Below are 21,269 nucleotides of genomic sequence, written 5' to 3' on the forward strand. Positions count from 1 at the left end.
CCGACAGTCACGGCTGTCGCGGAACTACCCGAGGAACGACAGTCAGACCTGACGATTGGTGTTGCTCGTGTTTGTATCCGCCAAACTCCGTTAAGGCAACCCTCAGCGTAGAGGCGCACTTGCCCGGCGAGAGAGCCACTGACCACCCGGGCGGGCGAGACACGGCCCACGGCTTCTTCGTTCGGGACGAAGAGGTCGTGGGTTCAAATCCCGCCACTCCCGACAGTGCAGTACCAGGTCAGGGGCCTGATCCAGTGAGTGGATCAGGCCCCTGAGTGGTTCCTGGAGATCGTTTGGGGCCGCCTTCGCCATCCTGATCAGGCTCGGACGGCTGGGGCATCTGTATCTCCGCCGGTGGGCCCTCGGGGAGCCGGGTGCGGTCGGCCGGTGCTCATCGCTGGCTCCTCCGCCTCCTGGCTCCCCCACGATCTGGCGCGGTGTTCAGTACTGCTCGGTCTCCATGAAACCCGTGCTCCCGTTATCGTCCGCGTCGAAGGCAGCGGCGGTCGGGTCGAATCCGGGCGGGCTGTCCTTGAGGGCCAGGCCCAGGCCGGCCAGCTTCGCTTTGACCTCGTCGATCGACTTCGCACCGAAGTTACGGATGTCGAGGAGATCCGCCTCTGAGCGCGCCAGGAGCTCACCCACCGAGTGGACGCCCTCACGCTTGAGGCAGTTGTAGGAGCGGACGGTGAGCTCCAGCTCCTCGATGGGCAGCGCGAGGTCGGCGGCCAGGGCGGCGTCCGTCGGGGACGGGCCCATGTCGATGCCCTCGGCGTCGATGTTCAGCTCACGGGCCAGACCGAACAGCTCGACCAGGGTCTTACCGGCAGACGCCATGGCGTCACGCGGACGCATGGCCTGCTTGGTCTCCACGTGGACGATCAGCTTGTCGAAGTCGGTGCGCTGCTCGACACGGGTGGCCTCGACCTTGTACGTGACCTTGAGCACCGGCGAGTAGATGGAGTCGACCGGGATCCGGCCGATCTCCTGGCCCACCTGCTTGTTCTGGACGGCGGAGACGTAACCGCGGCCGCGCTCGACCGTCAGCTCCATCTCCAGCTTCCCCTTGCCGTTCAGCGCGGCCAGGACCAGGTCGGGGTTGTGCACCTCGACACCGGCCGGGGGCGCGATGTCGGCGGCGGTGACGAGACCCGGGCCTTGCTTGCGCAGGTACATCACGACCGGCTCGTCGTGCTCGGAGGAGACGACCAGCTGCTTGATGTTGAGGATCAGGTCGGTGACGTCCTCCTTGACGCCCGGCACGGTGGTGAACTCGTGCAGGACCCCGTCGATCCGGATGCTGGTGACAGCAGCGCCGGGGATCGACGACAGGAGGGTACGGCGGAGGGAGTTGCCGAGGGTGTAGCCGAAGCCCGGCTCCAGCGGCTCGATCACGAACCGGGAGCGGAACTCGTCGACGACCTCTTCGGTCAGTGACGGACGCTGAGCAATCAGCACGAGGTATTGCCTCCAGTGTTTGGCGCCCGCTATGTGACGCCGTAGACACCACGAAGGGTACGGGTGGATCGGTCTCCTACGAGGCCGAACCGCCCGACCCCGTCCGTCTGCCGACCGGTCGGCAGACTCAGCGCAGGGTGGAGTGGAGTCCAGCGTTCAACTACTCTTGCCCCTGAGAGTCAACCATCAACGCAGTCAGTAGGCGCACACTGGGGGCAATGACAAAGCCTGCTGCACCGAAGCGTCATTTGCCTACCAGCCCCTTCAAGGCCCCGGTCACGCCCGCCCCCAAGCACTTCGCCGTGGGCGACCAGGTCACACACGACGTGTACGGCCTCGGCCGGGTGATCAGCATCGAGGATGGAATCGCGGCGCTCGTGGATTTCGGCTCGACGCAAATGCGGATCTTGAGCCCGTACGCCAAGATGACCAAGCTGTAGGACCGCTGTGCCCGGTCACGGCACCACCAGGCCCCCTCAGGGACCTGTAACGAAAGGGAGACCTCTCATCGATCCGACGTCGCTGTTCTCCGCCCTGGAAGGGCAAACCCGCTGTTCCACTGCAGCATCGCCGCCTCCGACGACTCACCCCTTCCAAGCCCCGGACTTCGGGGAAGACGAAACTTTCCTGCTCGAGGAGGTACAGGGGCCCGCCTCGAACACGCGTGCGGCGCGAGCAAAGGCGGCTTAGCTCACACGCTCGCGATGGTTTCGAGGGCTGGCCGGGGGCCGTCTCCGGTGCTGCGGTGAGGAGCGCAGCCGTCTCGATTCCCGTCTCGTTCAGCGACGGTCAACGGCGTTCAGCCGGGACCGTGTGCCGGACCCTTCCCGTAGGCAAGCCGCCCACGAACGCAGGTCAACGCCCCTGCACACAGCCCAGCACCCCACATCAACACAGGTGAAAAGCGTGTTGCTCCTGGGCCGTCCCCTGGCCGTCCAAGGCCAGCCGACGCCAACCAACAACGCACGAAGCCCACGGCATCTGAGCAGTTCAGAGCCGTGGGCTTCTTAAGTCCCGCTGGTCAGCCGGACCGGTGATCAGGGGACCGGCCAGCCAGGCCGCACTGAGCAGGCCGTAGCCGCCGAACGCAGGCGTCCACGACTGCCGTCCCCGGCGACCCGCTGCCTGCCGCCACCGGTACGCGTGGCCGGCGGACCTCGACCCGATGGCACGGATCGCGGGGCTCAAGCTGGAACGGCGCGTCGCGGACTGGGACGGGGCGCCGTTCACCCAGGACTCCGCGAAGCACATCTCCGTGTGGCGCAAGCCGGCCTGAGTCATCACACAGCGTACGAGGAGACTGTTGCCGGCCTATGCGCCACGACGGACCCGGGCAGCCTTGCGGGCCTCGGCCATCTGGCGGGCCTCAGCAGACCGGCGAGACTCGCCACCGCCGCCGGCCCGCCCCGGGCGGGTGCCGAGACCGCGGAAAGGGGCACCGCCACGCTTCGGGCGCTCCGCGACCGGCCCGCTGCCGGCAACGGGGACACCGGAGGGAGCCTGGGCGCCGGTGATGCGGCTCAGCTCAGCCTCGCCGGAGCGGACCTGCGTGATCTGCGGCCTGATGCCTGCATCGGACATGAGACGGGCCATGTCCCGGCGCTGGCCGGGCAGGACCAGCGTGACGACACTGCCGGACTCGCCGGCGCGGGCAGTTCGGCCACCGCGGTGCAGGTAGTCCTTGTGGTCGTTGGGCGGGTCGACGTTGACGACGAGGTCGAGGTCGTCGACGTGGATGCCCCGAGCCGCGACGTTGGTGGCCACCAGCGCCGTGACGTCACCGGTCTTGAACTGTGCCAGGGTGCGGGTGCGCTGCGGCTGCGACTTGCCACCGTGCAGCGCCGCGGCCTTTACGCCGCTGCTCAGCAGGTGCTTGGTGAACTGGTCGACAGCGTGCTTGGTGTCCAGGAACATGATCACGCGCCCGTCGCGGGCAGCGATTTCGGTGGCGGTGGCGTACTTGTCGGCGCCGTGCACCTGCAGCAAGTGATGCTCCATCGTGGTGACCGCGCCCGCCGACGGGTCGACCGAATGGACGACCGGGTCATGGAGGTAACGACGGACCAGGAGATCGATGTTGCGGTCCAGCGTGGCCGAGAACAGCATGCGCTGGCCGTCGGGACGTACCTGGTCCAGCAGTTCGCTGACCTGCGGCATGAAACCCATGTCCGCCATCTGGTCGGCCTCGTCCAGGACGGTGATGTTCACCCGGTCCAGGCGGCAGTCTTTGCGCTCGATGAGATCCGCGAGGCGGCCAGGAGTCGCGACGACCACCTCGGCCCCTGCACGCAGTGCGCCGGCCTGCCTGCCGATCGACATGCCGCCGACCACAGTGGCCAGCCGCAGCTTCAGCGACCGGGCGTACGGGGTGAGCACATCGGTGACCTGCTGGGCCAGCTCGCGCGTGGGGACGAGGATCAGGGCAAGCGGCTTCCGCGCCTCGGCACGCTGCCCGCTCGTGCGCACGAGGAGCGCCAGGCCGAAGGCGAGCGTCTTGCCCGATCCGGTGCGCCCGCGGCCCAGGACATCGCGCCCTGCGAGGGAGTTCGGCAACGTGGCAGCCTGGATCGGGAACGGCTCGTTCACGCCGAGACTGGTGAGCATCTTCAGCAACTCGACTGGCATGCCCAGTTCACGGAAGGTTGCGGCCGCGGGCAGGGCCGGGGTGACGGTGACCGGCAGCGCGAACTCCCCCTGTGGCGCGGAGGGACGGCGCCCGGTGTCGCCTGGACTGGCGCCGGGGCGCCGCTGACCCTGTGGGCGGAAGCGGTCATTCGTGCGAGCTGAACGGCTCATGGAGAACCTTCCTCGACAGGGCGCGCATCGAGGAATTCCCGACAGAACGAGCCGGATGAATTGCAAGAACGAGCCGAATGTGAGCCTAAAAGAATTCCACCGGAATACAAAAACAGATATCTGGGACCCCACCGCAAGACGGGGCCCCAGATATCTCATACACTTCGACGTCAGGCGGGAGTGATGTTCTCCGCCTGCGGACCCTTCTGGCCCTGCGTGATGTCGAAGTTCACCTTCTGGCCTTCCTGGAGCTCACGGTAGCCCTGGGTGGCGATGTTCGAGTAGTGGGCGAAGACGTCCGGGCCGCCGCCGTCCTGCTCGATGAAGCCGAAACCCTTTTCCGCGTTGAACCACTTTACGGTGCCAGTAGCCATTTCATATCCCCTTGGGGCAGTGCCCGCGGGCCCACACCGTGTGAACCCCTGCGTTGCCACAATGAACCCCGTCCGGATAAGCACCGGAGATACAAAAATGCCCGACGACATACGGCCGCCCAGGCACTTGAAGTTTCGGGAACCACAACTGCAACTGCCAGTGAGTTTAGCACGATACGCACATCTGCACTGAGTTTCACCCGTGATGCAAGGGCTCGGCCTCACGAGGGCACCGGATCAGCACATCAGCCGGCGCCAACTCGAATACACGGTGAACTTTCAGATTAGGCAAGGCGCGACCAAGGAGAACTCGCCCACTCCAGCGAGGAGCACCTGGCCTCCACGACCCTTTCGTCAGCCGAGGAAAGTCAATCGTGCCTCTCGGCTCGGATCACCTCGATACTACGCTCTGCACGGGCTGGTCGCGGCACACGCCGACGCGAACGGACTGACAGCCCCGGTCGCCCAGGCTCTGCTGCGCCGCGCAGAAGTGGCGCTGGCGGCCGTATCCTTCGCGCATCATCCACAGGCCCAGGCCGAGATACCCGGCGAGGATGGGCGCGTACGCAACTCATGGGGATTCTGGGGACCATACGCCGGATCCGAGGTCTCGCTCGGCATCCTCGATCCCGACCCCATGCCGACACCCGGGCCGCGGTTCGACAAGACGGCTGTGCGTGACGGGCTGGGCGAGCTGCTCGAACTGGCGGCCGAGGACACCCTGCATGTGGACGACCTCGCCCCTCTCGGCGACCAACTGTGCGTGTGTCGGCGGCGGCCATCCCGACGGGGCGTGGCCGGCAAATCTGATGTGCGAGCCTGGCGCATCAGCCGAAGCAGGCTCCCGCTCGGCAACGCGACGGCAGACGATTCAACTGCTGGCCCGTGTGGTCGCCACACAACCTGTCGTCTACTTCACCCGCGATGTCGGTCATGTTCTCGCCTTTCGGCGACTTCCTGACTACCGATGCCGTTACTTCGTGTCCGCGGCCCCGCCGAGGGCCTTCTGGATGCCCTCCAACTGGCGGACCCGATCGCGTCGAGAAAGGACTCGGGGGTGAGCATCTTCAAGCCGAGGCCCTGCGCGAGCGGGGTGATGATGGACTCGGACGCACCGATCGGCGTCCCCGCGTACGTGGACTTGATGCCGGACACCAGCCTCGATCTTCTTGTAGTCGGCGTCGATCTTGTCGATCACCTTGCGGACGTCGACCGGGTCGTACCAGCGGTGGGGGTTGCCGCCCGGCTTGACGCCGACCAGGTCACCGATCTTCAGCTCGGTTCGGTCACTGCCCGGATTGGCCGACAGCAGCTTGTCCGCCGCCGCCCAGGCGTGCGTCGTAACGGATGCCGTTGACGATCGTGTACCGGGCGGTGGCGACGGCCCGGCCGTCGGCGGCGGTCGGCTCGTGGTCGTGGGGGTCGGCGGCGGGGTTGTCGATGACGCTCTCGACGTGCACGTGCCTGCCGCCCAGTTGCTGGGCGATACCGCCCCAGAAATTCTCCGCCGCCACGACCTGGATCCCCCAGAGTGTCCACTGATGAGAACTATTGCCAGAACTTGACCCTCGCGCCATCAAGCGAACAGCGCCGCTCGGCCCCCATCCCCCCTGCGGCGACCGCAACTTGACAGGAATGTCACATCCAGGCAAGTGTTCGTGATCGAACATGACATTCACATTCACCTGGAGGTGATGCGCGGCCATGCGCACCGCGTTCGTCGGCAAGGGCGGGAGCGGCAAGACCACGCTTTCCGGCCTCTTCGCCCGGCATCTGGCCCGCTCGGGCGCCCCCGTCGTCGCCATCGACGCCGACATCAACCAGCATCTGGGCGCCGCCCTGGGGCTGGGCGAGGACGAGCTGCGCGAGGTCGTCCCGCTCAGCACACACCTCACCGAGATCAAGGAGTATCTGCGCGGCGACAACCCCCGTATCGCCTCCGTCGACGCCATGGTCAAGACCACCCCGCCGGGGAGCGGCTCCCGGCTGCTGCGCCTGCTCGACACCGATCCGGTGCACGCCCGCCACGTCCGGGACATCGCCGGAGTCGGGCTGATGACCACCGGCGTGTTCACCGAGGCGGACCTCGGCGTGGCGTGCTATCACTCCAAGCTCGGCGCCGTCGAGCTGTATCTGAACCATCTGGTGGACGACCCCGGGGAGTACGTCGTCGTCGACATGACCGCCGGGGCCGACTCCTTTGCCTCCGGGCTCTTCACCCGCTTCGACATGACCTTCCTGGTCGCCGAGCCCACCCGCAAGGGCGTATCCGTCTACCGCCAGTACAAGGACCACGCCGCCGAGTTCGGCGTGCCCCTCGCCGTGGTCGGCAACAAGGTGACCAGCGAGGACGACCGGCTGTTTCTCAAGGAGCACATCGGCGAGGACCTGCTGGCCTGCTTCGGCCACTCCGGCTGGGTCCGCTCCCGCGAACAGGGCCGCCACACCGGTGACCTCGAGCCCGAACACCGCCTGGCGCTCGAAGAACTGCGGACCGCCGTGGACTCCCGCACCAAGGACTGGGAGACCTTCCAGCGACAGGCGATCGAGTTCCATCTGCGCAACGCCCATGCCTGGGCGAACCACTCCACCGGCCAGGACCTGAGCACCCAGGTCGACCCGGACTTCCGGCACGGGCGGGCCGCACTGCCCGCGAACTTTGAGCCGAGGGCCGACGCCGCGGCCGTCGGCTGAACACCACCGCCTCATCACCCGTAACCGACCGATTGGACACCGCCCCGCCATGTCGCTCAACGTCGCACCGGAACTCCTCGCCCAGGCCGAACAGGGCGAGATCAGTGAGCAGGACTTCGTCGCCACCGTCCGCGAATCGCTGCCGTACGCCTACCACCTCATCGCCGGTCTGGCGGACAGGCTCCGCGAAGGTGACGCCGAGTTCGCCGACAACCAGACCCCTCCCCCGTCGGAGGCCGAACGCGGGCAGTTGCTGCGCGCGCTGGCCAGCAATGCCATCCGCGGCAGCCTGGAACGTCACTTCGGCGTCACGCTGGCCTTCATGAACTGCCACCGGGTGGCCGTCTTCCGGCCCGGCACCGAAGCAGGCGCGACCTACGGCAAGTTCACCTCCACCCGCTCCCAGATCCTCAACCAGTCGCCTGAGTTCCGCGACTGCTGACTTCCCGCGCTCACCCCGCCGAACACGAAGCCCCAGGCCGGAGCAGGCGGCCTGGGGTCGGCGTAGGGGGCCAGGCCTCAGCGACCGGCCCCGGTGGCCACCACATCGTTGTAGGGATCCTTGGGCGCGGGGACGCGCCGGACCGCGGTGGCATCCAGGGCCGGACTCGCGTCGTCCGTGCCGACCTTCCCCATGGGGTGCCAGGTCCCGGTGACCGTCACCCAGGCGCCGGCGGGCAGCGCCTCGGCGCCATGCACCCGCACCTTGCGCACCTGGGCGTCGGCGGCGCAGCAGCTGATGACGAGGCGGCTGACGTACCAGGTGCCACGGCGTCCGGGGGTCACGAATCCGGTGAGCCGGGACGGTGCGGCCCCTCAGCGTGCCGCTGGTGTCCCAGACCGCACGGGAGCTGAAGTCGTTCAGCGACATCGCGACAACTCCCCTGCCGGGCAGCTCGGGGAAGAGGCTCTCGCCGGAGGCGGAGGCATGCGGAGCCTTCGGGGCCTTGGCGTCGTCACGGGAGGCGGTGTACGAGCCGAGGGCGGGCGGCGCCAGAAACAGGATGGTCAGGGCCGGTACATACAGCAGCCAGGCGATCCGCGGCCCCTCGGAGTGATCGTGGCCGTGGTCGTGACCCTGACCGTGGTGCGCGCGGGCGGTCGAAGGGGAAGCCGTCGCGGACGGCTCCGACCGCGCCGAGCACGACCAGCAGGACACCCGAAGCGATGAGGGCGGGCCGCAGACCGGCGCTCACATAGCGCAGATACAAGTCGGTCAGCAGGGAGATGTGCAGCAGACCGACGCCGAGGAACAACAGCAGCAACACCTGGACATTGTGCTGCACAGCAGCCACCACCCCACCAGTGCGCTGCACAGCACCGCCGTGACCCGGGTAGCCGACGAGAAGCGCAGCGCGAAAGCTCGCCCGAAGGTGCCGGACTGCAGGGCGATCAGAGGCGCAGCCACTCCTCCCGCCCCAGCCGGAGCCACAGGCAGCCCATGACGACGGATGTCAGCAGCGATGCGACGAGACGGGCCGCGACCATCTGGGGGTTGTCGGGGAAGGCCACATACGTCGCCATCAGCACGATCGGATTGATGGCGGGCGCCGACAACAGGAAGGCCAGCGCCGCCGCCGGGGTCACCCCACGCCGCATCAAACTGCCGGCCACCGGCACCGAAGCGCATTCACAGCCCGGCAGCACCGCCCCGGCGGCGCCCGCCACGGGTACGGCGAGTGCCGGGTTGCGCGGAAGCACCCGGGTGAAGACCCAGGCCGGCACGAACGCGCTGATCGCGGTCGACACCAGGGTGCCGAGCAACAAAAACGGTATTCCTTGGACGACGATCGCGGTGAACACCGTCCGCCAGGCCGCCACCGCACGGTGGTCGAGCCCCGCCGTGATCTCCGGCCCCAGCACGATGGCGACACCGCCGAGCACCACCACCGGAGCGCCCGCCACCAGCGAGAGTGAGGTGATATGCGCGGCCGACCGCAGCCCGCCGACGCCGTCGGGCCGGTCGGGGCCCCGCAGGGTGACGGTAAGCCGGGCAGTGCCGACAGCGGACTGCCCATTGTTCCCGCTCCGCCCGGAACCAAGCAGCGCCTGACGGCCTCTGATGTCTCATCAGGTCCAGCTGACCTCGCCGGTGTCGAGGGAGAAGTAGGCACCCGCGATGGTGAGGGACTTGTTGGCGACCTTGGGCTTGAGTATGGGGTCGGCATTGAGTGCGGCAACGGTGAGCTTGGTCTGCTGCCGTACCGTGGCGTCGATCAGGGCCGTCCGGTCCGCCTTGGGGCTGGCGGCCTTGGCGGCCTCGTAGGCGGGCTTGGTGGCCGCGATGATCTTGTCGATGTTGGCCGTCGGCATCTTGTTGTCCTCCAGCGCGTTGACCGTGGCGGTCACGGCGCCGCAGTGCTGGTGGCCCATCACCACGATGAGCGGAGTGTTCTCGGCGAACGGCCCGTACTCGACACTGCCCTCGATAAGGCTGTCGTAGTCCTGGGCGGCGACCCGGATCTCGAAGAGGTCGCCGAGCCCGCGGTCGAAGACAATAACCGGGGATATGCGGGAATCGACGCAGCAGAACACCACGGCGGCCGGGTCCTGGCCGGCGGCCACCGCCTTGATGCGGGCGGCGTCCTGGTTCGGGTGCTGCATCGTTCCGGACACGAACCGCTTGTTGCCCTCCTTGAGGAGGGTGAGCGGGTCACCCGCGGGCCGAAGACTCGTGCTGTCGTGGGCGGCGGACTTGGCCGTGGCCTGCGCCTTGGGCGCGGCGTTGGCGGAGCAGGCCGCCAGCGCCGACCCGGCGAGGGTCACGCCGACGCCCGCGCCGACCTGACGAAGGACATTTCTCCGAGAAACCGTCGACTCGTTCATTTCTCATGCCCTGCCTTCTGAGAACCGGCGCGCGGCCGATTTCTCCCAGTGCTGATTGAGTGATACGCGGGCCGCTACAGAGCATAACAAGTGATGATCTTCGACTCTGCTGCTTAATTCGGGATTTGGGCTGTGAGTTGGGTTCCAGTGGGCGTCGGGGCGGATGATGTTGACGGCGTGGCGGAGATGGCGTGCTGGAGGCGGACCTTGGGCAGGCGCGGTAGTGGGCCCGGCGGAGGCCGGTGGGGTGGCCGGCCGCAGATGGACGGTCGAGGAGACCTTCCAGTCCGGCAAGGGCCCGGCCGGACTGGACGGGCACCAGGTCAGACGCTGAACGTCCTGGCACCGATGGGTCACCCTCGCGATGCTCGCCCACGCCTTCCTCGCCGCGGCCGCTGCCGCCGAACGCGCTCAGGACCAGCCCCGGACGGCCTGATCCCGCTGACCCGCAACGAGATCCAGCACCTTTTCACGACACTCGTTGTCCGGCCTGTCCTCGACGCGGCGCACCGGCTGCACTGGTCGATCTGGCGCCGTCGCCACCAAGCCCGCGCCCGTGCAAGCCACTACCAGCGCCAGGTGGCCCTCCACCCATGAAGACCGCATCTCGGCCAGTCCGCCGCCGAGGCACGCAACGCTCGATCCGGACCGGGCACCCACCAGACCAGGGAGAATATTCACGTGATCACTTGTCATCTGCGCTACGAGATCGACCCCAGCCAGACTGTCGCGTTCGAGAACTACGTGACGGGGTGGATCCCGATCGTCACCCGCTTCGGCGGCACGCACCACGGCTGCTTCTTGCCGCACGAAGGAGCCAACGACATCGCCTACGCCCTGTTCTCTTTTCCCAGCTTGGCTGCCTACGAGGACTACCGTGCTGCCATCCGGCAGGATCCGGAGGCTCAGCAGCTCTGGCAGTTGAGCACGGAGACCCGCTGCATCCGCCGCTTCGACCGGACTTTCCTCCGCCCGGCAATGCAACCGTCAGGCGGTCTTGAGACCTCATAACCCCGGTTGAGCCGCGTGGCCGACTTCTGCTCCGCAAACAGCGATCAACTCTCGTTCCCTGCACGGTAATCTTGGCGAGGTGACCGTTCCCGTACCCATTGGCCCGCCGGAGGTCCTCGCGGCGCTTGATGCGTCCTTCCGGCTGCATGAGCACCCTGACGTGATCAGCCCCTTGGATGTGTGCGCCGCGTTGGGCGTTCCGCTGGAGCGAACCGTCAAGACCTTGGCGTTCGTCACCCCCGAGGACCGTCTCCTGCTGGCTGCACTGCCTGGCCATGCACGGCTGCAGTACGGCGCCCTCGCCCGCGCAGCCGGGATCCGGCGGGGCGACTTGTCCCCCGCCGACGCCGGGCGGCTGGCGCGGGCAGGGATGCAGCCGGGCGGGGTGTGCCCCGTGTCCGCAGACCCGGCTGCGGTGGTGGTGTTCGACGAGTCCGTCAGAGGCCTGGGACGTGTGCACTGCGGCAGCGGCCGGCCCGACAGCAGCATCGAGATCGAGGCGGCGGAGCTCATGGCCGCCGTCCCGACAGCCGCTACGGCGCCAATCGCTTGCCTCCCGGCGGAGGAGCCGACATGACCATCCGCGACGCCGCACCCTCGGACGCCGATGACGTCTATCATCTGCTGAGCGGATTCGTGACGAGCTACCGGCCCGACCGCACGGTCTTCGACGACGTCACGTTCCCCCGGATCATCGAAACCGCCGCAGACGGCAGAGCCGAGTTCCTGATCGCCGAGCAGGACTCGCGCGTGGTCGGGTACCTCCTCGCGCTACGTATGCCCACCCTTTTCGCAGGCGGAACGATCCTCGAACTGCTGGAACTCACCGTGGACGCGCCCGTGCGTGGCCGCGGTACGGGTACCGCACTGATCCGGGCCGCGCAGGCAAGGGCCCGGGAGGCAAAGGACGTCGAGGTGACCGTGCCGACCCGCAGGGCAGCGGATTTCTATCGCGGTCTCGGGTTCCACGAGACCGCCGCCTATCTCAAGTGGTCCACCACCTGATCGGGAAACCACGGCCGGACCGGACGGGCCTGGAGTACCTAGTTCCGGCAGACTTCGGCCAGTCAGCCGTCCATCGACTGGCTACCGAGCGGTCCAGCAGAGGTCGACCGGCCGTTGAAGCAAGATGGCCCTACCCAAGCTCTACGAGCCGATGCCCCGGTCGAGCAGCGCGTCCTCCGCGCGGGCGTTAGCTCCAGGTGCCTGGAGGACTTCCTCACCTGCCGCATCCCAGGACCGAAGTCCACCTCGGCAGTCTCGCCGCCTGTTCGCCTCCTGCGAGCGCCTCCATCAAGGGGATCTGCTCACCCCGCGGCGAACCTCAGGGCTTCGCGCGATGAGCAGCAGGCCGACACCGAGCACATCAGCGAGGCAGACCAACCTGGCCGTCAGCCGGCACAATCTGCCGCCGAGCCGCACCTGAGCAAGGCGACTGCCCCAGATCGTTTCGGAGAGCGTTTCAGTGAGGCCTCGACTTCGCCAGCCAGTTCATCCGCAACCGTTCGAACCCCCGGCGGCGGGAGCCACCCTGCTGCGCCTTCGCCACGAAGGAACGGCTCACGCGGCCCTGACCTGAGCCGGGCACGTTTCCTCGCTTGGCGCGGCCCGAGATCACTCCGACAGTCACGGCTGTCGCGGAACTACCCGAGGAACGACAGTCGGACCTGACGATCGGTGTTGCTCGTGTTTGTATCGACGAGGCACACGGACTGCCAGGTGCCGAGCGCCATCCGGCCGCCGATGACCGGGAGCGTCGCATGCGGTGGCACGAGCGCGGGGAGCACATGGTCGCGGCCGTGGCCGGGGCTGCCGTGGCGGTGGCGCCAGCGGTCGTCGGCGGGCAGCAGGTCGCGCAGCGCGGCGAGCAGGTCGATGTCGCTGCCCGCGCCCGTCTCCAGGATCGCGATACCGGCGGTCGCATGGGGGACGAAGACATTGAGCAGCCCGTCCCGGCCGTGGCTCACCTCCCTCAGATAGGCCTCGCAGTCGGCCGTGAGGTCGGCGACCGTCTCGGTGGAGCCCGTCGTGATCCGGAGGATGTGGGTGCGAAAGGTCTGGGTCATGGCTCCATCCTCGTACGTCCGCCCGTAAAACCGCCGCAACAAAGGTCCGAGTGGCAAGACACCATTGACCGGATCCGGACGCCCTCGCTACGTTCGAGGACATGTCTACGTCAGCCCTGCTCACCACGCGCGGTCACATCGACCTGCTGCGGGTGGCCTCCGCCGCGTGTCCCGGCGGCCGCTGATCCCCTCACGGCTTCACGCGTAAACACGCCTGCGCCGACACGTCTTACCGCTCACTCCGCTTCTCCCTTCCCCTCACCTTTCCTTTTCGCCTCACCCAGCCCGTGCGCCGCGCCGTATGGGCGGGGGCGAGGCGTACCCCCTTTGTGGAGCCTCCATGTCCCCGGTTCTCGAACCGGTCGTTCCGCTGTCCGCGCGCCGCCGCTCCGTGCCCCGGTGGCTGCGCCGTACGACCGGGCCCCTCGTCCTGCTCGCCGCCTGGCAGGTGTGCAGCGCCACCGGCGTGCTGTCCCCCGACACCCTCGCCTCCCCCGGCACCATCGCCCGTACCGCCTCCGGCCTGATCGGGGACGGCACCCTGCCGCACGCCATGCTGGTGTCGGTGCAGCGGGTGCTGGTCGGGCTGCTGATCGGCGCGGTGGCCGGGGTGTCGCTCGCCCTCGTCTCGGGGCTGTCCCGGCTGGGCGAGGACCTGGTCGACGCGACGGTGCAGATGCTGCGCACCATTCCCTGGGTCGGAATGATCCCCCTGTTCATCATCTGGCTGGGCATCGGCGAGGCACCGAAGATCGCGCTGATCGCGCTCGGTGTGACCTTCCATCTGTACTTGAACGTCTACGCGGGCATCCGGGGGGTCGACGCTCAGCTGATCGAGGCCGGGACCTCGCTCGGGCTCGGCCGCTGGGGGCTGGTCCGCCATGTGGTGCTGCCCGGGGCCCTGCCGGGGGCGATGACCGGGCTGCGGTATTCGCTCGCCACCGCCTGGCTGGCGCTGGTCTTCGGCGAGACGATCAACGCCGACGACGGGATCGGCTTTCTGCTCAACCGGGCACGGGAGTTCTTCCAGACCGATGTGATCGTGGTCTGCCTGATCGTCTACGCCGCGCTCGGCCTGCTCGCCGATTTCATCGTCCGTACTCTTGAGAGGCTGCTGCTGCAATGGCGACCGAGCTTCACGGGCAAATAGGGCCGGTCGAGAGGGATCTGCTCGCCAAGGTCCCCACCGAGATCCCCGCCGATGGCCCTGCCGACGTCCCCGCCGGCCCCGCCGCCGTACGGGTCCACGGGCTGACCCGCGCCTTCGACGGCCGCGCGGTGATCGACCGGCTGGAACTGACCGTACGTCCCGGCGAGTTCGTCGCCCTGCTGGGCCACAGCGGCTGCGGCAAGTCCACCCTGCTGCGCATCCTCGCCGGGCTCGACCGGGAGATCGAGGGTGAGGTGTTGGTGCCGCGCGCCAAGGCGGTCGCTTTCCAGGCGCCGCGCCTGATGCCGTGGAAGCGGGTCTGGCGCAATGTGCTGCTGGGGCTGCCCGGCCGCCCCGGGCGGGCGGTCGCCGAGCGGGCGCTGGCGGAGGTCGGGCTCGACCACCGGTCGAACGCCTGGCCGAAGACGCTGTCCGGCGGCGAGGCCCAGCGCGCCTCGCTCGCCCGCGCGCTGGTGCGCGAGCCCGATCTGCTGCTGCTCGACGAGCCGTTCGGCGCCCTGGACGCGCTCACCCGTATCAAGGCCCAGCAGCTGGTCGGTGAGCTGTGGCAGCGGCGCGGCTGCGCGGTGCTGCTGGTGACACACGACGTCGAGGAGGCGCTGCTGCTCGCCGACCGGGTGCTGGTGATGGACCACGGCGTGATCGCGTACGAGCGGCGGCTCGGCCTGGACCGGCCGCGCGACATCGCCGATCCGCGCTTCGCGGAGCTGCGCACCGAACTCCTGGACCGCCTGGGCGTGGCGGCACCCGCGGCATCGCCCGGCAAGGCCGCATGACACTCCCTCAAGCATCACAGGCCACAACCCGCACCATCCGAACCACCCTCACGAACGGATCTGCCGATATGAGACGGCGCATCGCCCCGGCCCTGCTCCTCCCCCTCGCCCTTCTGCTGGCCGCCTGCACCGCCGCGTCGTCCGCCGACGACTCGGGCGGTGCGGGCTCGTACACCGACGGCAAGGGCGACGTCACCTTGCGGGTCGGCGATCAGAAGGGCAACGACGAGGCGGTGCTGCGCGCCGCCGGCGAGCTGGACGACCTGCCGTACAAGATCCGGTGGTCGACCTTCACCTCCGGTCCGCCGATCCTGGAGGCGGTGAGCGCCAAGGCGGTGGACATCGGCGGCGTGGGCAACACCCCGCCGGTCTTCGCCGCGGCCGCCAACTCCAAGATCAAGGTGGTGGCCGCCAAACACGGCACCTCCGACGGCGAGACGATCCTGGTGAAGAAGGGCTCGCCGCTGAAGAAGGTCGCCGACCTCAAGGGCAAGTCGGTGGCCGTCGCACAGGGCAGCTCGGCGCACTATCAGCTCATCGCCTCCCTCGCGAAGGCCGGACTGTCGATCAAGGACGTCAAGGTCACCTTCCTGCAGCCCGCCGACGCGCTCGCGGCCTTCACCCGCGGCAAGGTGGACGCCTGGGCCATCTGGGACCCGTACACCTCGCAGGCCCTGCGCTCGGCGGACGCCCGCACCCTCACCACCGGCCAGGGCGTGGTCAACGGCCTCAACTTCCAGGTCGCCAACCCCTCCTCGCTCGACGACAAGAAGAAGGCCAAGGCGATCGGCGACTACCTCAAGCGGCTGCGCCGCGCCCAGGACTGGGTCTACAAGCACCCGGACGCGTGGGCCAAGGTCTGGGCGAAGGAGACCGGGCTGCCGTACGAGGTGGCGCTGGACTCGGTGAAGCGGACCAACGGCACCCGGGTGTATGTGGCGGTCGACAAGACCGCCGTGGCCTCGGAACAGAAGATCGCGGACACCTTCGCCGAGCTGAAACTGATCCCGCGCCGCTTCGACTTCGCCGATTACGTCGACACCCGGTTCAACGACGGCCTGCCGCCCTCCACCTCGGCGCCGCGCAGTTACGGAAAAGGCTGAGCCGACAAAATGAGAATTCGGAATTCGCCCGCCAAAGAAAGGCCATAGCTTTATCCGGGAAGAATTCTGTTAACGTGCCGTCATGAAGTCGCAGCCCGTGGCGGAGGGGCGCGCCGATCCCGCTCGGCGTGCCCGTCGCCGTGTCCGTACCGCCGGCCCCGAGGGGCCCGTATTCGTCGATTCCTCGGGCCGCAGGGGCCGCCTGTTGCGGCGGGCCGGCGTGGTCGCGGGAATCACGTTCCTCGGATACGCCACAGTACTCGCGGCGGCCTTCATGGGCGGCACTCCCTTCGCCCCCGAGACGCTGATCCCGGGAAGCTCGACGACTTCCAAGGAAAACGGGCAGTCCAATAAGGGCCGCTCCGGCAAAGGGAATTCGACGTCTTCCACGCCGTCCCGCGAACCGTCGACCTCCACGAGCGGCGCCGCGGTCACCGTGCCCGCGGCCCGGCCGTCGCCCTCCGCCAAGAAATCCACGTCCACGGCGAGCGGGCGGGCCTCCTCCTCGGCCACAGCCACCACGACGACGTCACGCCGCGCCTCCGGGCCGTCCGGCAGGTCCTCGGCCTCGACTTCGGCGTCGTCTTCGGCGTCGTCTTCGTCATCGTCCTCGGCGCCGCCGAAGGCGACCCCCTCCGCGTCCGCCTCGCCCGGCCCCTCCGTCACGGACACCCCCGAGGACAGCGCGACGAGCGAGCCGGAGGCCATCGGCTGACGTTCCGGACCGGGTACGCGCCCGTCCAGCGCGGGCTGCTGCACCCGGCGCGTCTTCGTCCGCCGTCTGCGCTAGCGGCCCATGTCCCCTTTCCTGGTGACCGCTAAAACGGCCTGGGATCACAATCCCCGTCTCGTACGCGGCGATCACGGCTTGGACGCGGTCGCGGAGCCCGAGCCTGGTGAGGATCGGGACCTCAGGCGTGTGCCGTGGCGCCACGGGCCACGCGACGGGCGAACGGCGCCAGCCCGGCGAACAGCAACGCGCCCGCGACCGGCAGCAGATCGGGCCCGGCCGGCAGTATCAGCGCTCCAGTCACGACGGGCGCCGCCCGCCATACCGAAACGGCCCGGACCACCGCGAGCCGGCAGAACACGACGGCCAGGCCGAGAAAGAACAGCACCGGTCCGACCGTGTAGACGACGATGTCCATCCCGGGGACCTTGCTGACGTCGGAGAACATCGCCCGCATGTCGTCGTGGTCGGCGGCCAACGCCCCGATGACGATGTCGACGGAGATCTGGACCACGGTGCAGGCGGTGCCGGCGAGGGCGGCGGCGACCGTCCACGTAGCGAACGCGCCACCGCCTGCCAGCCGTCGCAGGTCCAGGAACACCGGGACGAACAGCAACAACGCGGCGAGGAAGGCCAAGTAACCGGTCATCCAGGCGAGACCGGGGCCGCGCTCGCCGTCCAGACCGTCCAGGATGCGGATGACCGCGTAGACGGTGACCAGGAGCGGGGCGGCAATGAAAGCGAAGGATCTACCCATGCCGACGATCATCATGGCGACGGGTGTTGCCGCACATCGCCGACGTGACCCATCTCCGTTCTCCCCCGGACGGCGGAGCTGGATGCCGGTCAGCCGAGAGCCTTTCGTATGTTGCCCCTCAGCACGTCCAGATCGCCGCGCACCAACGCGTACTCGTGCTTGTTCCGCTCGATGTCGGAGCGCTGACGCTTGTCAAGGGCGGCCCACCACACGCCGAGGGTGTTCTGCTCCCGCTTGCACTCGACGTCGGCGACGGCCGTGGCCACCTCCCGCCGGGTGTGGGGGGTGTTGCCGTCCTCGCCTCGCCGCCACCCCTTGTCGCTGTACGCGGCCATCGGATCCGCGAACCGCTTGCCGCCCTTGTCCACGACGCACGTCGACCAGGTGGCGAAGGCCCGGCGCACCTGCCGGTCCTTCTTCGCCGCCTTCCGCAGATCGGTATCGCGCCCGGTGGGAAAGGTCCACATGCGCCTGGAGTCCGCGACGCCCTTGAGCAGTTGCTCGTTCGCCTTCCCCGAGCACCCCCGCTCGCGGGACTTGCCCCCTCTCGGTATGGCTCCGGTGCTGGACATGCCGTACAGGGCGGCGAACTCCGCTTGGGTCATCGCCCGTCCGGTCGGCTCCAAGGCCTTACGGAGCCTCGGCTCCCAGCCGTAGCCCCACCGCTTGGCATGGTCGAGGTCGAACGCGCCCAACTGTGTCGGCAGGGCTGTGATGACCAACGTCCTTGCCGGGGTGGAAGGGGCCGGAGGCTTGGGGTCGGCGGGGAAGTCGGTGAACCCGAGGCGGATCATGCACCGCTGGGCGAGAAGGCGCTGCGCCTTGCCGAACCGCCTGCTCTCCTCGGTGCTGAGCCGGTAGCGGTCGAGCGGGAGGGCCGGCAGGTCCTTCTCGTCCTTGACCTGCGGCACCCCCTTCAGGCGCGGCGACGAGGGCGCGTCGGAGCCGGCGCCACAGCCCGCCACGGCCACCGCGGCCAGAAGGACGGCAGCCCACCACCGCGCGCGCTTCGATACCTGCGAAACCATCGAACACCCTCCCGAGAGGCCCCACCAAGGGATCGGACCCTACCGTCTCGCCATGGTCGACGAGGAACGCGGACCGGCGGGAAGATCCGGCCGCAGGCCGTAGTTAGTAGAAGCGTGAACGACATAGCTGCGGTGCGCGAGGTGGACGTCGTGGTGATCGGCGCCGGGCAGGCGGGCCTGTCCAGCGCCTACCACCTGCGACGGGCCGGGTACGAGCCGGGGACCGGCTTCGTGGCCCTCGACCACTCCCCCGGCCCCGGTGGCGCGTGGCAGTTCCGCTGGCCGTCGCTGACGTACGGCAAGGTGCACGGGATGTACGACCTGCCGGGCATGCGGCTGGCCGGCGCGGACGACGGGCGGCCGTCGTCCGAGGTCATCACGGAGTACTTCGCACGCTATGAGTCCACCTTCGACCTGCGTATCGCGCGCCCGGTCGATGTCGCGGCGGTGCGCGAGGGCGACGGCGGGCGGCTTCGGGTGGAGAGCTCGGCGGGGGTGTGGTCCACGCGCGCGCTGATCAACGCGACCGGCACCTGGGACCGCCCCTTCTGGCCCCGCTACCCCGGGCAGGCCACGTTCCGGGGGCGGCAACTGCACACCGCCCAGTACCCGGGGCCGGGGGCGTTCACGGGACGGCGGGTGATCGTCGTCGGGGGCGGGGCCTCCGGCGTGCAGCATCTGCTGGAGATCGCCGAGGTGGCTGCGGAGACCACCTGGGTGACGCGCCGGCCGCCCGTCTTCCACTCCGGGCCCTTCGGCGAGGAGCAGGGGCGGGCGGCCGTGGCGATGGTGGAGGAGCGGGTGCGGCGGGGACTGCCGCCGCTCAGCGTGGTGTCCGTGACCGGGCTGCCGATGACCGAGGCGATGCAGCGGGCCCGCGCGAAGGGGGTGCTCGACCGGCAGCCGATGTTCGAGCGGATCACCCCGGACGGGGTGGCCTGGGCGGACGGGCGGGCCGTGGACGCCGACGTCATCCTGTGGGCCACCGGCTTTCGCGCCGCCATCGACCACCTCGCCCCGCTGAAGCTGCGCGAGCCGGGCGGCGGGATCGCCGTCGAGGGGACGCGGGCGCTCCGCGACCCCCGCGTCCACCTGGTCGGCTACGGCCCGTCGGCCAGCACGGTCGGCGCCAACCGGGCCGGGCGGGCCGCCGTACACGAGATCCGCGAGCTGCTCACGGCCCCCGAGCGCGCCACCGCGCCGGCCGCGTCGGTCTAGCCGGCCTCAGCGCTGAGAAGCCCTACGCCCCGCGTCCGGGGCGGCCGGCCAGCGCGAAGGTCGAGTCGCGGACCACGAGCTCCGGCTGCAGGACGATGCACCGGTGCTGGTGTGCGTCGGCGTCCTCGCCGGTCTCCTCGATCAGCAGCTCCGCCGCCGTACGCCCCATCCGGAACGCCGGCTGCCGTACGGACGTGAGCGGCACCGCGGCCGCCGCCGCGAACTCGATGTCGTCGTAGCCCACCAGCGCCACGTCCCCCGGCACCGACACCCCGGCCGCGAAGAGCGCCTGCAACACCCCCAGCGCCAGCAGGTCGTTGGCGCAGAAGACGGCGGTCGGCCGCGGCGACATCCCCAGCAGCCGTGCCCCCGCGTCCCGCCCCGCCGCCACATCCAGCCGCTCGGCCTCGATGTGGACCAGTTCGTCGGGCGACATGTTCTCCTCGACGAGCGCGCTGAGCACGCCCTTGTGCCGGTCCTGGCACTGCGGCAGGTGCATCGGGCCGCTGATGTAGACCAGGGCGCGGTGTCCCTGGGCGAGCAGGTGGCGGCCGGCGAGGGCGCCGCCCTCGACGTCGTCCACGGACACCGAGCAGGCCTCGACGTCCGGCACCTCGCGGTCCACGAAGACGTACGGGATGTCGTGGCGCCGGAAGGTGCGCAGATTGCGCCCGGTCGCGTCGGCCGGGGTCACCAGCACGCCACGTACCCGGTGCTCGGCGAACAGGGAGAGGTAGTCGGCCTCCTCATCGGGGCTCTGCGCGCTGTTGCACACCATCACCCCGAGCCCCGCCTCACGCGCCGCCCGCTCCGCGCCACTGGCCACAGCCACGAAGAACGGATTGGCCATGTCCAGCACCAGCAGCGAAATGATCCGGCTACGGCCCGCCCGCAACTGCCGCGCCGACTCGCTGCGCACATAGCCCAGCCGCTCGATCGCGGCGTGCACCCGGTCGCGGGTGGCCTCGGCGACCATGTCCGGTCGGTTGATCACGTTTGAGACCGTGCCGACGGACACGCCCGCCTGCCGCGCGACGTCCTTGATCCCTACCATGCGTCCCACGACCTTCGACCGCCCGCCTTCCCGCGGCCGGTGGCGGCCGCGGGACCCATGCTATGGCGTCCGGGGCGGGTTCCTCCCGCGCTCCGGGGGCAGGTCCCCCCTGCGGGCGGCTCTCCCCTTACGGGCAGGCCTGGGTGAAGCCGCTCGCGCTCACCCGCAACGCGCCCCCGAGGTGTTGGCGCTGTCGCTCACGCATGA

Annotated in this window: 24 protein-coding genes and 3 pseudogenes; 14 read left to right on the forward strand and 13 right to left on the reverse strand. The window is 69.1% G+C overall.

The genetic code is table 11. The annotated features are described in order from the left end of the window. Positions 1-441: 441 nt before the first annotated feature. Complete coding sequence (locus tag PV419_RS26050) at positions 442-1,458, reverse strand: DNA-directed RNA polymerase subunit alpha (RefSeq protein ID WP_319692751.1); 1,017 nt, start codon at positions 1,456-1,458, stop codon at positions 442-444. A 218-nt stretch (positions 1,459-1,676) separates the two neighbouring features. Between PV419_RS26050 and PV419_RS26055 the strand changes: the two genes are divergently transcribed. Next, on the forward strand, positions 1,677-1,898 hold the full coding sequence (locus PV419_RS26055) for a hypothetical protein (protein ID WP_319692753.1): 222 nt from the start codon (positions 1,677-1,679) through the stop codon (positions 1,896-1,898). Between the two features lie 689 nt (positions 1,899-2,587). Further along, positions 2,588-2,734: pseudogene (locus PV419_RS26060) on the forward strand (SAM-dependent methyltransferase); the annotation flags it as partial. Between the two features lie 35 nt (positions 2,735-2,769). On the opposite strand, the gene PV419_RS26065 reads toward PV419_RS26060, so the two are convergent. From PV419_RS26065 to PV419_RS26075, 3 genes are all read right to left on the reverse strand, one after another. Beyond that, positions 2,770-4,254, reverse strand: coding sequence for a DEAD/DEAH box helicase (locus PV419_RS26065; RefSeq protein ID WP_319692754.1), 1,485 nt, complete (start codon positions 4,252-4,254; stop codon positions 2,770-2,772). A 170-nt stretch (positions 4,255-4,424) separates the two neighbouring features. Further along, a complete protein-coding gene (locus PV419_RS26070; protein ID WP_311699250.1) occupies positions 4,425-4,628 on the reverse strand; it encodes a cold-shock protein in 204 nt (67 codons plus the stop codon). Between the two features lie 1,286 nt (positions 4,629-5,914). Continuing rightward, a complete protein-coding gene (locus tag PV419_RS26075; protein WP_319692756.1) occupies positions 5,915-6,142 on the reverse strand; it encodes a metal ABC transporter solute-binding protein, Zn/Mn family in 228 nt (75 codons plus the stop codon). Positions 6,143-6,332: 190 nt separating this feature from the next. On the opposite strand from PV419_RS26075, the gene PV419_RS26080 reads away from it, so the two are divergent. Further along, positions 6,333-7,322: an ATP-binding protein gene (locus tag PV419_RS26080; protein ID WP_319692757.1), complete on the forward strand. Its 990-nt coding sequence runs from the start codon at positions 6,333-6,335 to the stop codon at positions 7,320-7,322. A 49-nt stretch (positions 7,323-7,371) separates the two neighbouring features. Beyond that, on the forward strand, positions 7,372-7,764 hold the full coding sequence (locus PV419_RS26085) for an SCO5389 family protein (RefSeq protein ID WP_319692759.1): 393 nt from the start codon (positions 7,372-7,374) through the stop codon (positions 7,762-7,764). 77 nt (positions 7,765-7,841) lie between these two features. On the opposite strand, the gene PV419_RS26090 is transcribed toward PV419_RS26085, so the two are convergent. Then, positions 7,842-8,108, reverse strand: a complete 267-nt coding sequence (locus PV419_RS26090; RefSeq protein WP_319692761.1) for a hypothetical protein — start codon at positions 8,106-8,108, stop codon at positions 7,842-7,844. A gap of 44 nt (positions 8,109-8,152) precedes the next feature. Between PV419_RS26090 and PV419_RS26095 the strand changes: the two genes are divergently transcribed. Next, positions 8,153-8,380 carry a hypothetical protein gene (locus tag PV419_RS26095; protein WP_319692763.1) on the forward strand — a complete coding sequence of 76 codons (228 nt, stop codon included), beginning with the start codon at positions 8,153-8,155 and terminating at the stop codon, positions 8,378-8,380. A gap of 334 nt (positions 8,381-8,714) precedes the next feature. Here the strand turns inward: PV419_RS26095 and PV419_RS26100 are convergent, their stop codons facing one another. Then, a complete protein-coding gene (locus tag PV419_RS26100) occupies positions 8,715-9,227 on the reverse strand; it encodes a permease (protein WP_415925384.1) in 513 nt (170 codons plus the stop codon). Between the two features lie 165 nt (positions 9,228-9,392). Then, positions 9,393-10,088: a carbonic anhydrase gene (locus PV419_RS26105; protein ID WP_319692765.1), complete on the reverse strand. Its 696-nt coding sequence runs from the start codon at positions 10,086-10,088 to the stop codon at positions 9,393-9,395. A 307-nt stretch (positions 10,089-10,395) separates the two neighbouring features. Between PV419_RS26105 and PV419_RS26110 the strand changes: the two are divergent. The 4 genes and pseudogenes from PV419_RS26110 to PV419_RS26125 all read left to right on the forward strand — a co-directional run. Beyond that, positions 10,396-10,745, forward strand: a pseudogene (locus PV419_RS26110) (IS701 family transposase); the annotation flags it as partial. 84 nt (positions 10,746-10,829) lie between these two features. Then, complete coding sequence (locus tag PV419_RS26115; RefSeq protein WP_319692767.1) at positions 10,830-11,159, forward strand: NIPSNAP family protein; 330 nt, start codon at positions 10,830-10,832, stop codon at positions 11,157-11,159. Between the two features lie 79 nt (positions 11,160-11,238). Then, a complete protein-coding gene (locus tag PV419_RS26120; RefSeq protein ID WP_319692768.1) occupies positions 11,239-11,736 on the forward strand; it encodes a YbaK/EbsC family protein in 498 nt (165 codons plus the stop codon). Continuing rightward, entirely contained in the window at positions 11,733-12,164 is a 432-nt protein-coding gene (locus tag PV419_RS26125; RefSeq protein ID WP_319692770.1) for a GNAT family N-acetyltransferase, read from the forward strand. Before PV419_RS26120 ends, PV419_RS26125 begins: the two co-directional genes overlap by 4 nt. A gap of 638 nt (positions 12,165-12,802) precedes the next feature. On the opposite strand, the gene PV419_RS26130 is transcribed toward PV419_RS26125, so the two are convergent. After that, on the reverse strand, positions 12,803-13,225 hold the full coding sequence (locus PV419_RS26130) for a YjbQ family protein (RefSeq protein WP_319692772.1): 423 nt from the start codon (positions 13,223-13,225) through the stop codon (positions 12,803-12,805). Between the two features lie 101 nt (positions 13,226-13,326). Between PV419_RS26130 and PV419_RS53370 the strand changes: the two genes are divergently transcribed. The 4 genes from PV419_RS53370 to PV419_RS26145 all read left to right on the forward strand — a co-directional run bounded on the left by PV419_RS53370 (position 13,327) and on the right by PV419_RS26145 (position 16,275). Then, on the forward strand, positions 13,327-13,410 hold the full coding sequence (locus PV419_RS53370) for a putative leader peptide (RefSeq protein ID WP_415925387.1): 84 nt from the start codon (positions 13,327-13,329) through the stop codon (positions 13,408-13,410). Positions 13,411-13,565: 155 nt separating this feature from the next. Beyond that, complete coding sequence (locus tag PV419_RS26135) at positions 13,566-14,375, forward strand: ABC transporter permease (protein WP_319692774.1); 810 nt, start codon at positions 13,566-13,568, stop codon at positions 14,373-14,375. Beyond that, on the forward strand, positions 14,348-15,172 hold the full coding sequence (locus PV419_RS26140; protein ID WP_319692775.1) for an ABC transporter ATP-binding protein: 825 nt from the start codon (positions 14,348-14,350) through the stop codon (positions 15,170-15,172). The genes PV419_RS26135 and PV419_RS26140 overlap by 28 nt, the downstream gene beginning before the upstream one ends. 68 nt (positions 15,173-15,240) lie before the next feature. Further along, the gene (locus PV419_RS26145; protein WP_319692777.1) at positions 15,241-16,275 is read left to right on the forward strand and encodes an ABC transporter substrate-binding protein; all 1,035 of its coding nucleotides are present in this window, start codon (positions 15,241-15,243) and stop codon (positions 16,273-16,275) included. A gap of 69 nt (positions 16,276-16,344) precedes the next feature. Here PV419_RS26145 and PV419_RS26150 read toward each other — a convergent pair whose 3' ends face one another. The 4 genes and pseudogenes from PV419_RS26150 to PV419_RS26160 all read right to left on the reverse strand — a co-directional run bounded on the left by PV419_RS26150 (position 16,345) and on the right by PV419_RS26160 (position 18,790). Then, entirely contained in the window at positions 16,345-16,983 is a 639-nt protein-coding gene (locus PV419_RS26150) for a hypothetical protein (RefSeq protein WP_319692779.1), read from the reverse strand. Positions 16,984-17,101: 118 nt separating this feature from the next. Then, positions 17,102-17,179: pseudogene (locus PV419_RS53375) on the reverse strand (DNA-binding response regulator); the annotation flags it as partial. Between the two features lie 7 nt (positions 17,180-17,186). Beyond that, the gene (locus tag PV419_RS26155; protein ID WP_319692782.1) at positions 17,187-17,762 is read right to left on the reverse strand and encodes a hypothetical protein; all 576 of its coding nucleotides are present in this window, start codon (positions 17,760-17,762) and stop codon (positions 17,187-17,189) included. Between the two features lie 89 nt (positions 17,763-17,851). After that, complete coding sequence (locus PV419_RS26160) at positions 17,852-18,790, reverse strand: hypothetical protein (RefSeq protein WP_319692784.1); 939 nt, start codon at positions 18,788-18,790, stop codon at positions 17,852-17,854. Positions 18,791-18,874: 84 nt separating this feature from the next. Between PV419_RS26160 and PV419_RS26165 the strand changes: the two genes are divergently transcribed. Next, complete coding sequence (locus PV419_RS26165; protein WP_319693260.1) at positions 18,875-20,008, forward strand: NAD(P)-binding domain-containing protein; 1,134 nt, start codon at positions 18,875-18,877, stop codon at positions 20,006-20,008. A gap of 22 nt (positions 20,009-20,030) precedes the next feature. Here PV419_RS26165 and PV419_RS26170 read toward each other — a convergent pair whose 3' ends face one another. Next, a complete protein-coding gene (locus tag PV419_RS26170) occupies positions 20,031-21,062 on the reverse strand; it encodes a LacI family DNA-binding transcriptional regulator (RefSeq protein WP_319692790.1) in 1,032 nt (343 codons plus the stop codon). Between the last annotated feature and the right edge of the window lie 207 nt (positions 21,063-21,269).

The organism is Streptomyces sp. ME19-01-6, from assembly GCF_033793745.1.
GTDB lineage: Bacteria > Actinomycetota > Actinomycetes > Streptomycetales > Streptomycetaceae > Streptomyces.

Excerpts from the sequence above, each read along its gene's own strand:
- PV419_RS26055 (WP_319692753.1), top strand. The coding sequence starts at position 1,677 with ATGACAAAGCCTGCTGCACCGAAGCGTCATTTGCCTACCAGCCCCTTC.
- PV419_RS26065 (WP_319692754.1), bottom strand. The coding sequence starts at position 4,254 with ATGAGCCGTTCAGCTCGCACGAATGACCGCTTCCGCCCACAGGGTCAG.
- PV419_RS26070 (WP_311699250.1), bottom strand. The coding sequence starts at position 4,628 with ATGGCTACTGGCACCGTAAAGTGGTTCAACGCGGAAAAGGGTTTCGGC.
- PV419_RS26080 (WP_319692757.1), top strand. The coding sequence starts at position 6,333 with ATGCGCACCGCGTTCGTCGGCAAGGGCGGGAGCGGCAAGACCACGCTT.
- PV419_RS26085 (WP_319692759.1), top strand. The coding sequence starts at position 7,372 with ATGTCGCTCAACGTCGCACCGGAACTCCTCGCCCAGGCCGAACAGGGC.
- PV419_RS26125 (WP_319692770.1), top strand. The coding sequence starts at position 11,733 with ATGACCATCCGCGACGCCGCACCCTCGGACGCCGATGACGTCTATCAT.
- PV419_RS26130 (WP_319692772.1), bottom strand. The coding sequence starts at position 13,225 with ATGACCCAGACCTTTCGCACCCACATCCTCCGGATCACGACGGGCTCC.
- PV419_RS53370 (WP_415925387.1), top strand. The coding sequence starts at position 13,327 with ATGTCTACGTCAGCCCTGCTCACCACGCGCGGTCACATCGACCTGCTG.
- PV419_RS26135 (WP_319692774.1), top strand. The coding sequence starts at position 13,566 with ATGTCCCCGGTTCTCGAACCGGTCGTTCCGCTGTCCGCGCGCCGCCGC.
- PV419_RS26140 (WP_319692775.1), top strand. The coding sequence starts at position 14,348 with ATGGCGACCGAGCTTCACGGGCAAATAGGGCCGGTCGAGAGGGATCTG.
- PV419_RS26145 (WP_319692777.1), top strand. The coding sequence starts at position 15,241 with ATGAGACGGCGCATCGCCCCGGCCCTGCTCCTCCCCCTCGCCCTTCTG.
- PV419_RS26150 (WP_319692779.1), bottom strand. The coding sequence starts at position 16,983 with ATGGCCTCCGGCTCGCTCGTCGCGCTGTCCTCGGGGGTGTCCGTGACG.
- PV419_RS26155 (WP_319692782.1), bottom strand. The coding sequence starts at position 17,762 with ATGGGTAGATCCTTCGCTTTCATTGCCGCCCCGCTCCTGGTCACCGTC.
- PV419_RS26160 (WP_319692784.1), bottom strand. The coding sequence starts at position 18,790 with ATGGTTTCGCAGGTATCGAAGCGCGCGCGGTGGTGGGCTGCCGTCCTT.
- PV419_RS26170 (WP_319692790.1), bottom strand. The coding sequence starts at position 21,062 with ATGGTAGGGATCAAGGACGTCGCGCGGCAGGCGGGCGTGTCCGTCGGC.